At 62.8% G+C, this 10139-nt stretch carries 10 protein-coding genes and 1 riboswitch; of the genes, 8 read left to right on the forward strand and 2 right to left on the reverse strand.

Annotated elements, in window-relative coordinates:
- Positions 1–7 precede the first annotated feature (7 nt).
- On the reverse strand, positions 8–1096 hold the full coding sequence (cobD, locus tag EUZ85_RS00060; protein ID WP_127973918.1) for a threonine-phosphate decarboxylase CobD: 1089 nt from the start codon (positions 1094–1096) through the stop codon (positions 8–10).
- Entirely contained in the window at positions 1097–2041 is a 945-nt protein-coding gene (cbiB, locus tag EUZ85_RS00065) for an adenosylcobinamide-phosphate synthase CbiB (RefSeq protein ID WP_127973919.1), read from the reverse strand.
- Positions 2042–2144: 103 nt separating this feature from the next.
- Positions 2145–2357, forward strand: a riboswitch (cobalamin riboswitch).
- Between the two features lie 24 nt (positions 2358–2381).
- On the opposite strand from cbiB, the gene EUZ85_RS00070 reads away from it, so the two are divergent.
- The 8 genes from EUZ85_RS00070 (at position 2382) to EUZ85_RS00105 (ending at position 10136) form a co-directional block, all read left to right on the forward strand.
- The gene (locus EUZ85_RS00070) at positions 2382–2558 is read left to right on the forward strand and encodes a CbtB domain-containing protein (protein ID WP_083769893.1); all 177 of its coding nucleotides are present in this window, start codon (positions 2382–2384) and stop codon (positions 2556–2558) included.
- 121 nt (positions 2559–2679) lie between these two features.
- Positions 2680–3483 carry a CbtA family protein gene (locus tag EUZ85_RS00075; RefSeq protein ID WP_127973920.1) on the forward strand — a complete coding sequence of 268 codons (804 nt, stop codon included), beginning with the start codon at positions 2680–2682 and terminating at the stop codon, positions 3481–3483.
- 4 nt (positions 3484–3487) lie between these two features.
- Positions 3488–5221 (forward strand): ATP-binding protein, encoded by a 1734-nt coding sequence (locus EUZ85_RS00080; protein WP_129498699.1) that lies wholly within the window; start codon positions 3488–3490, stop codon positions 5219–5221.
- A gap of 19 nt (positions 5222–5240) precedes the next feature.
- Entirely contained in the window at positions 5241–5840 is a 600-nt protein-coding gene (cobO, locus tag EUZ85_RS00085) for a cob(I)yrinic acid a,c-diamide adenosyltransferase (protein ID WP_127974626.1), read from the forward strand.
- Positions 5841–5873: 33 nt separating this feature from the next.
- The gene (locus EUZ85_RS00090) at positions 5874–7178 is read left to right on the forward strand and encodes a cobyrinate a,c-diamide synthase (RefSeq protein ID WP_127973922.1); all 1305 of its coding nucleotides are present in this window, start codon (positions 5874–5876) and stop codon (positions 7176–7178) included.
- Between the two features lie 3 nt (positions 7179–7181).
- The gene (locus EUZ85_RS00095; protein WP_127973923.1) at positions 7182–8282 is read left to right on the forward strand and encodes a cobalt-precorrin-5B (C(1))-methyltransferase; all 1101 of its coding nucleotides are present in this window, start codon (positions 7182–7184) and stop codon (positions 8280–8282) included.
- A complete protein-coding gene (locus EUZ85_RS00100) occupies positions 8279–9142 on the forward strand; it encodes a precorrin-6A/cobalt-precorrin-6A reductase (protein ID WP_127973924.1) in 864 nt (287 codons plus the stop codon). The genes EUZ85_RS00095 and EUZ85_RS00100 overlap by 4 nt, the downstream gene beginning before the upstream one ends.
- Positions 9135–10136: a sirohydrochlorin chelatase gene (locus EUZ85_RS00105; protein WP_129498700.1), complete on the forward strand. Its 1002-nt coding sequence runs from the start codon at positions 9135–9137 to the stop codon at positions 10134–10136. The genes EUZ85_RS00100 and EUZ85_RS00105 overlap by 8 nt, the downstream gene beginning before the upstream one ends.
- Positions 10137–10139: the final 3 nt, after the last annotated feature.

Genomic DNA, 10139 nt, shown 5'->3' on the forward strand with positions numbered 1-10139 from the left:
AGTCGCCTTATCTGTCAGCGAGGGCGGCGGTCAGTCTCCCTGCGAGACCGGCGTCCTCCAAATCAAAAAGTCCAAACCGTAAATACGCCAGCTCCGCATTCACCCGCCAAAGGCGAATCAACACGCCCCGCTGCGCGCAACGTTCGAAAATCCGCTCAGCCTGCACTGTCGGCGTCAACACGGACACAAACAGCGGCGTGCGCCGGCAATCCTGCGCCCTCTTGAATACCGACTGCGCCAGAATAAGCGCCTGCAGGTCGCGGCTCACCAAGGAGAGCTTTTCTCGCATAGCGGTAATCCAAGCCTCATCGCGCAACGCCCGAGTCGCCACATATTGCGCGGCGCTGTTCACCGCCCAGGGACCAAGCCGGCGCTGCAATGCCGCCAGCCAGTGAGGCGCCGCCGCCACAAATCCCAATCGCACTCCCGGCCAACCGAAAAATTTGCCGAATGAGCGCAACACCACAATGTTTTCCGGCAGGGTCTCGCCCAGCAGGCTGGAATCTGTCTCCGCATCGGCGAAGGCTTCGTCCACCACCATCAATGCGCCCGTGGACTGCAGTCGCTGCGCCAACTCACGTAGCGCCGCCAATGGCGTCCTACGGGCGGCGGGGTTATTCGGATTAATCGCCACCAGGGCGCGCAAGTTTTCTGTCTGCGCCAGACGCGCCGCCGCTCCCGCCAGATCTCCTGCAGGGTAATGAATAATTTTGAAGCCTTGACGACGCCAGTGATGCTCATGTTCGCGATAGCCGACGTCCGGCAGCGCCGCCACACCTGGGGCGCAGCAGGCGGGCAGATGTTGAATCGCCCATTGCGTGCCGGGAATCGCCAGCAGGGAATCCGTCCCGTAATAAACGCTGGCGGCCTGTTGCAACGCCGGGTCGGCATAAGGCAGACGTCGAAACACCTCTGCCGGAATGCTGGTCAGCGGGTATGGAAAAGGGCTGACGCCGGTGGATAAATCCAGCCAGTCAGCGGCGGCAACGCCATACAGGCGGCTGTATTTATCCAGATCGCCGCCATGGACGGGAGCCGGCTCATCATCCTGAAGGTCCACGTGTCCGGCCCCGTTATCAAAGTCGCTCCCGTTCATTCAACCCGCTCCCCACAGCCATAGCACGCCCACTCCCAAAGCCACTGTCGCCGTCCACAACGCCAGAGAGCGATTGATCAGTCCACAGGCGCGCTCAATGGATTGCGCCGTGGCGGCGTCGCCGCAGCCCAGTGAAGGCCGATGCTGCAGACTGCCGTGATAGGTCGCCGCGCCGCCGAGCCGCACCCGCAGCGCGCCCGCGCCCGCCGCCATGACCGGCCCTGCATTGGGACTTTTCCATTGCGCGCCCTGAGCGCGCCAGCATCGCAGGGCGCTGTCCATGGCCCCGCAGCAGGCGTAACTGAAGGCGGTCAGACGGGCGGGAATCCAGTTGAGCACATCGTCAAGTCGCGCCGCCGCCCAGCCAAAACTTAAATAACGCGGGCTCTTATAGCCCCACATTGCATCCAGGGTATTGCTGAGGCGATACAACACCACGCCGGGAACGCCGGCGAGCAGAAACCAGAAGATGGCGGCGAAGATGGCGTCGTTGCCGTTTTCAAGAGCGGATTCCGTGGCGGCGGAGGCGATCTCCTCCTCCCCCAGTTCGGCGGTGTCGCGACTGACGATCATGGATAGACTGCGCCGCGCCGCCTCCGCGTCATGCCTGCGTAATGGCGCGGCGACCTGACGCACATGCTCCAGCAGACTGCGCCAACCGATGGCGAGATAAAGCACGAAGGCGGAAAAGATAATGTGTCCCCAGGTGGAAGACTCACTCCACGCGTTCGCCAGCCAGGCGAGCGCCGCCCAGGGCAGAATCGCGGCAGTCACCGCCGCCGCGCCAAGCGCGCGGGTTGCTGAGGAAGAGAAGTCGGCGATGCGAATCGCTCCCTCCACCCAACCGGCGTAACGCCCGAAACCAACCAAAGGATGCAGCCGGCGCGGTTCTCCCAACAGGGCGTCGAAAGTCAGGGCGAGGACAAGAATCAGCAATGTATCCATTGGTCAGTATGCGCCAGGCTCATGATGAGGCGGCCTATTCTCACCATGGTCCGCGCTCAATGCAACCCGCTAACTTGTTGACTTCCCCTGGGTTCAGCCAATAGCATATCCCGCTGACCAAGGTGCTCGACCACGAGATAATCGGGAAATCTGGTGCGCAATATGCTAATCCAGTGCTGCCCCCGCAACGGTAATCGAAAGTAATTTGCCAACGCCACTGTGTCGTCAGTTTTGACATGGGAAGGCGCAAATGTTGTGTCGAAAATGCTTCGACCTTTCGTAAGCCCGGAGACCGGCCTTGCTTTATCCACTGCAGTTCGTACGGGTAGGTGCGCAGATCATGCAAACTAAAAATCTCTCTCTTCCATTGCTGGCTTCCAATAACGCAGCGCTACAACTTATCGGCGCCATGTGCTTCGGCGGACTGATTCTGTTCGCAGTGGGCTTTCTGTCCATGGATGCGGCTCACAACGCCGCTCACGACACCCGGCACGCGTTTGCTTTCCCCTGTCACTAACAGTTACTGAATTCTGAGGCCCTGCCAGGGCCAGACGTTCGCCTGTCTAACTTGACGCCGCACCTCTTGTGCGGCGCTTGCGCGCATAGCGACGTCACACCGCATTGCATGAGGAAGAGACATGTTGATTCAGCGTATTATCCTGGCGTCGCTGCTGGTTGGCCTGTTGGCTGGCGGGCTGTTGAGCGCCGTACAACACTCCCAGGTCACCAGCATTATTCTGGAGGCGGAAACCTACGAAGGCGATGAAGCGCCAGAGCCCGTTGCCGTGGCGGAGCACCAGCACGCGGCGACGGGCGCCCATCACTCCCATGAGCACGATCACGGCGCGGCGGAATCTGGCGGCCATCACCATGGCGAAGACGCCTGGGCGCCAGAGGACGGTCTGGAGCGCACCCTGTACACCCTGCTTGCCAACGTGCTCGCCGGAATCGGCTTCAGTGCGCTCATGCTGGCCTGTATGACCGCCGCCAGACTCAGCGGCAAAGGCGGCGCAGGCTGGGGCGCGGGATTATTATGGGGACTGGCGGGCTATGGCGTTTTCTTTGTCGCTCCCGCCCTGGGACTGCCGCCGGAGATTCCCGGCATGCAGGCCGCCGCACTGGAAAATCGCCAGTTGTGGTGGATCGCCACCGCCCTGGTTACTGCGATCGGTTTCGCCTTGCTGGCGTTCGCACCGGCATGGAAAAAGCTGGGCGGACTGCCTCTGCTGATTATTCCGCATTTGGTCGGCGCGCCGCACGCCAATGCGCCGGAGTTCGCCGCCGCCAACCCACAGGCTCTGCAGGCGCTACAGATGCTGCATCATCAATTCATCACCGCCGCCACCCTGACCAACGCGCTGTTCTGGGTGATCGTCGGACTGGCCTGCGCCTGGTTCCTGCGCCGTTGGAGCAGCCAGGACGTCGCGCGGCAGGCGCGCTGAGTCAATGGACGTCGCCGCCCCGCCAGCTCTCGCCGCCTACCCATTCGCCGCGGTTGTCGGCCAGCAACCGCTAAAAACTGCGTTATTGCTCGCCGCCATCAATCCTCATCTGGGGGGCGTATTGATCAGCGGTCCGCGCGGCTCCGCCAAGTCGACGCTGGCGCGGGGACTGGCGGATTTATTGCCGGAGGCGGCGGACAAGTTCGTCACCCTGCCCCTGGGCGCGTCTGAAGAACGCCTGATCGGCAGCATTGACCTGCAACAGGCCATGGGCGAGCGACGCGTGCAGTTTAATCCCGGCCTGTTGGCCAAAGCTCACGGCGGCGTGCTTTATATCGATGAAGTCAATCTGCTGCCCGACCCCTTGGTGGACGCCCTGCTTGATACGGCGGCCTCGGGCGTGAACTTTGTCGAACGGGACGGCCTCAGTCACAGCCATCCGGCGCAGTTTATTCTGATCGGCACCATGAACCCGGATGAAGGCGAACTGCGACCGCAGTTACAGGACCGTTTCGGTCTCGCCGTCACTCTGGATGAAACCTACGACGTTGAACAGCGCATGGCTATCGTGGAGCGACGTCTGGCCTTCGAACAGGACCGCGAGGCCTATCTGGCGCAATGGCGCGACGCTCAGCAAGATCTGCAAACCCGCATCGCCGCCGCCCGCGGGCGCCTGTCACAGGTTCTCTGCCCTTCAGATATACAACGGGATATCGCCAGCCAATGCCTCGCCGCTGGCGTAGAAGGCGTGCGCGCGGATATTTGCTGGCGCCGCGCCGCCATCGCCCATGCCGCCTGGAGCGGACGCGACGAGGTCAGCGTGGAAGACGTGGCGGCGACCCGGTCGTTCGCGCTTAGCCATCGCGCCAATCACCAGGATACGCCGCCGTCTTCTGGCGGTTCGCCCCCCTCACAAGGCGGCGGGAATACAGGCGGCTCTGGGGGATCGTCGTCTTCGTCCTCTGGAACCTCCGGTGACTGGGGGGGCATGCCGCCGCAACTGATGGCGGCGGACAAGCCGGTGACGCCACAACTGCCCGAGATCCCAACGCCAGGTTCTCCGTCCTCTCGTCGCGACACACAGCGCAGCGGCGCGGAACAACGACAAGGCGCCGCCCCGGGTCGCGCGCAACTCAACCGGCAGGCGCCGTCCTCACGTCCGGACTGGTTCGCCACGCTCGTCCATCCCGACAACCGGGGCGACGGGTTGCGCGAAATACGTTATCAGCCCCGTCGCCAGGGTCGCGACACACTGAACTGCGTCTTGCTGGACACCTCCGCCTCCACTCTGAGCCAACGCGCGCTGGCGCAGGCGAAAGGGGTGATTCTGGGACTGGCGCGGCAAGCCTACCTGGCGCGGGAGAAACTGGCCGTACTGGCGTTTGGCGCGCAGCGCACGGAGTGGATCATCCCCTGCCGACGCGCCCCCAAAGATATCACCGCCCTGCTCAATGAACTTCCCGCTGGCGGCGGTACGCCGCTGCGACAGGCGCTGCTGCATGCGCGTCAGCTACTGGCGCGACAGACCCGCGCCAACCCGCATCTGACCTGCCGTACGTTGCTGCTGACTGACGGGCGCAGCCGCGATCCGCTGGACGACCTGACTTGGGATTCGCCCCTGTGGGTGGTGGATACCGAGCAGGCCGCCGTCAAACTCAATCGCTGCCGACAACTGGCGCAACGCCTCGGAGCCGCCTACGCCCCGCTGGCCGCTGTGCGCGCCGCCCTGGAACACTAACGCCTCGGAGATACGAATGATGCTGGACGAAAACGAAAAACACCGCCGTCGCATGGCCAACAAGAAGCGCATCATTGACGAGCGCATTGCGCAAGCCCAGGAAGAGCGCGGCGTGCTTATCCTGCTCAAGGGCAATGGCAAAGGCAAAAGCAGTTCCGCCTTCGGCACCATGGCGCGCTCCCTCGGTCACGGCCACCGTTGCGCGGTGATTCAATTTATCAAAGGCAGAGACGCCACCGGCGAATTTCTGTTTTTCAAAGATCATCCCCGTGTGGACTTTCACGTCATGGGCCACGGCTTCACCTGGGAAACCCAGGATCGCGAGCAGGACATCGCCGCCGCCCGTCAGGCCTGGGCCTTGGCGGAGCAACTGCTGACGGACGGCAGCTATGATTTTCTACTGTTCGACGAATTGAGCTACATGGTCAAGTACGGCTATCTGCCGGTGGAGCCCTTGGTAAAGGCGCTTCAAAACCGCCCACAGCATCAAAACGTGATGATCACCGGGCGCACCATGGCGACGGAGTTGCAGGACATCGCCGACACCATCAGTCAGGTGCAGGATGAAAAGCATGCGTTCCGTCTGGGCGTGAAGGCGCAAGCAGGAATCGAATATTAGCTATGAGTGAAGATTGATGGAGAAAGCGCACTGATGCAGGCCCGTTGTCCCACTCTGTTTATTTCCGCCATGGCTTCCGGCCAGGGTAAAACCACCGTCACCGCCGCCCTGGCGCGTTATCATCGCAACCAGGGTCGCAAAGTGCGTGTCTTCAAGACCGGTCCGGACTACCTCGATCCGCAGATTTTGCAGATCGCTTCCGGCGCGCCGGTGGAACCATTGGACCTGTGGATGGCGGGTGAGGAATATTGTCGCGACCAGCTCTATCGCGCCGCCCGCGAAGCGGACCTGATCCTGATCGAAGGCGCTATGGGTTTGCTGGACGGCGAGCCCAGCAGCGCGGATCTCGCCGCCCGCTTCAATCTCCCCGTCGCCGTCGTGATCAACGCCAAAGGTATGGCGCAGACCACCGCCGCAGTGGCCTATGGACTCGCCAATTACCGACGCGATTTTCAGTGCGTGGGCATTATCGCCAACGCCCTCGGCAGCGAGCGTCACCTGTCGCTTATCGCTGAGAGCCTGCCCTCGCAGGTTCCTTTGTTGGCCGGAATATTTCGCGATGACGCCATCGCCCTGCCGGAGCGGCATCTGGGTCTGGTGCAACCTTATGAACAGCAAGGGCTGGAGCAGCGCCTGGATCAGGCCGCCGCCGCCATCGCCCACACTCCGCTGGCCAATTTGCCCGCCGCCGCCAGGTTCAAACCCGCGCTGCGACCCGCTGTCAGACCCATGCTCGCAGGAGTGCGCATCGCCGTCGCCCGCGATGCGGCGTTCAGTTTTATCTACGCCGCCAACCTGCGTCTGTTGCAGGAGATGGGCGCGGAGGTTCTGTTCTTCTCTCCCCTTGAGGACAGCGAGCCGCCGCCTGCGGATGCGCTGTGGCTGCCCGGCGGCTATCCGGAACTCCATGCCGAGCGCCTGTCCGCCAATCAGGCTATGAAAGCGGCGTTGAAACGTTTTTATATGGACGGTCGTCCGATGCTCGCGGAATGCGGCGGCATGCTGTATGCGCAGGAAACGCTCACCGATCAGCAGGATCGAATTTTCGCCATGGCCGGACTGATTCCCGGCGCGGGGGAGATGCGCGCCAAACGCGGTTGCCAGGGCATGCAGACGGCGCCGCTGCCGGAAGGCGACGTGCGCGCTCACGCCCATCATCACTCCCGCAGCCATGGAACCCGGCCGCCCATCGCCTATGGCCGCCGTCAGCGTCATCCCGCTCCCGGCGAGATCATCGTGCGCAGCAAGGGCCTGACCGCCACCTATTTGCACCTGTTCTTCCCTTCCAATCCCAGCGCCGTGGCCAACCTGTTCCGGCCGGGCGCTACGGAAGCCTGAGGCATGTGGCGGGAGAGCCCCGAACGCCAGCAGCCGTTGCGCACAGGCCTGACCACCGGGACCTGCGCCACCGCCTGCGCTCTCGCCGCCGCCCGCCTGCTGCTGACCGGAAAATCCTGTGACGAATGCGAAGTCACTTTGCCGAAAGGCAAGAAAGTACGTCTGCCCATCGCCGAGTGCCGCCGCCTCGACCTGCACAGCGCTTACGCCGTGACCGTTAAGGACGCCGGCGACGATCCTGACGTCACCCATGGCGCGCGGGTGTTCGTCATCGCCAGCCTGGGAACCGGCGCAGGAGAAGTGCGCTTTTCCGCCGCCGACGGCGTCGGCACGGTCACCCGCGATGGTTTGTCTCTGGCGGTGGGCGAACCCGCTATCAACCCGACTCCGCGCCGCATGATTCGCGAACATCTGCTGGAACTGGCGGACGAGTGCGCCTACAACGGCGCCTTTGATGTAGCGGTCGGCGTGGAGAACGGCGCCGCCCTGGCGCAAAAAACCATGAACCCGCGTCTGGGCATCGTGGGCGGACTTTCCATCCTGGGAACCACCGGCATTGTGCGGCCGTTTTCCTGCTCCGCCTATATCGCCTCCATCCATCAGGGCGTGGACGTGGCCCGCGCCAACGGTTACCAGCACATCGCCGCCTGCACCGGCAACGCCAGCGAAGACTACGCGCGCCGTCAGTACGGCCTGTCGGACATGGCGTTGATCGAAATGGGCGACTTCGCCGGGGCCCTGTTGAAGTATCTGCGCCGCTCACCGCTGCGCCGGCTCACCATCGTGGGCGGCTTCGGCAAGATCAGCAAACTCGCCTGCGGACATCTGGACCTGCACAGCAAAGCCTCGGAAATAGACCTGGGCTTCATCGCCGACGCCGCCGAATCCCTGGGCGCCGCGCCGGACGTTTTAGCCGCCATGCGCGCCGCCAATACCAGTATCGAGGCGTTGCGTCTGGCCGGCGACCTGCCCCTGGGCGATCTGATCTGCCGTCGCGCCTGGGAAAAAGCCGCCTACACCATGCATAACAGCATGCAGTTGGAAGTGGTGGCGATTGATCGTCAGGGCCTGCCGGTGGGCGCCTACGCGGGAGAAGACTTATGACTTTGCTGATACTTGGCGGCGTACGTGACGCCAAACTCTGCGCAGACCGACTGCACGCTCAGGGCGTTCCGCTGGTTTACAGCCTCGCGGGACTACTGGAGCGCCACGAGGCCCCCTACCCGATTATCAGCGGCGGCTTTGCGCGTTTCGGCGAAGACAGCGTCAGCGGCCTGGCGAACTACCTCCGCGACCATCAGATCACGGCGGTGGCGGACCTGACTCACCCTTACGCCGCGACGATTTCTTCCAGCGCCGTCCGTGCGGCGCGGCTCCGCGAGATTCCCTGCTGGCGCTTTCAACGTCCGCCTTGGCGGCCGGGACCACAGGATCGCTGGATTGAAACAGACGGCGGCGACGATCTGTTGCACCGACTTGAAGATTATCGACGACCGTTTTTCACCCTGGGACGCAGCGCCTTTCCATTGCTGGCGCAGGCGGAGTCTCTGGGCCTGCCGGCGGAGCAGCGCTGGCTCATTCGCTCCGCGTTGCCGGCGCCCGGTACGCTGGCGTCACGCAACAATATTGATTTCATACAGGCGCGCGGGCCGTTCGCGCTGCAAGAAGAAAGAAATCTGTTCGACGCCTTCGGCGTGGACGCCCTGGTCTGCAAAAACAGCGGCGGCGCGGCCACTGAGGCGAAACTGCAAGTCGCCGCAGAGCGCGGCTTGCCGGTGTTCATGCTGCGGCGTCCGCCAACACCCAGGGCGACACGGGAATTTGACGATCTGGAGCGCTTTATTGAGCACTGCGCCGCCATGACGCTCCCGCTTGGCCCACTGGATCAAACCTATAACAAACACTCTGATAGCGGGCCTTCCTGCGCCCGCGACAGCACACGAGAGGAAAACGATCATGTCTAACAGCGATAAACCCGCCATCTTATTCGTCGGGCACGGTTCTCGCGATAACGAAGCCGTGGAGCAGTTTCATCAGCTGACCAAACATTTTCGCGAACGCTTTCCGGACCGCCTTTGCGCCACCGGTTTTCTGGAGTTCGCCCGCCCGGTCATCGCCGACGGCGTGGATGAACTGGTGAAGCAGGGCGCCACCCGCATCAGCGCCATTCCCGGCATGCTGATGGCGGCGGGCCACGCCAAGAACGACATTCCCAGCGAGCTCAACACCCTGCAAAGAGAGTTCGAAGGCGTCAGCATCAACTACGGCGCCGAGCTGGGGGTTAACCCCAATATGCTGCGCGCCGCCCGCGACCGCATTGAGGAGGCGGAGCCGGAGTTTGGCGAGGGTTACTCCCGTCAGGACACCCTGCTGGTGGTGGTGGGACGCGGCGCCTCCGACCCAGACGCCAACTCCAATATCAGCAAAATCACGCGCATGCTGGAGGAAGGCATGGGCTTCGGCTGGGCCATCACCTGCTACAGCGGCGTCACCACGCCGCTGGTTCCCGATGCGTTGAAGCGCGCCCACGGGCTGGGCTTCAAACAGGTCATCGTTTTTCCCTACTTCCTGTTTACCGGACGTCTGGTGAAAAAAATTTACGACTGGGCGGACAGCTATCAGTCCGAATATCCCGACGTAAAAGTGGTGAAAGCGCCTTACCTCAATGACCACCCGCTGATTCTCGACACCTTCGCCGATCGCCTGGAAGAGATCGAAAAGGGCAGCCCCAATATGAATTGCCAGATGTGTCAGTACCGGGTGCAGATCGTCGGCAACGAGCACAAGGTGGGTCTGCCGCAGGAAGGCCATCATCACCATGTGCGCGGCATCGGCACCGATGGCGATCACAGTCATCACCACCATCATCATGACCACCATCACAGTCATGGACATCATGGCCATCACCACAGTCATGATCACGATCACAGCCACGACCAAGAAGAGGCGAAATCCTGAGGG

Source organism: Hahella sp. KA22 (assembly GCF_004135205.1).
In the GTDB taxonomy this organism is placed as follows: domain Bacteria; phylum Pseudomonadota; class Gammaproteobacteria; order Pseudomonadales; family Oleiphilaceae; genus Hahella.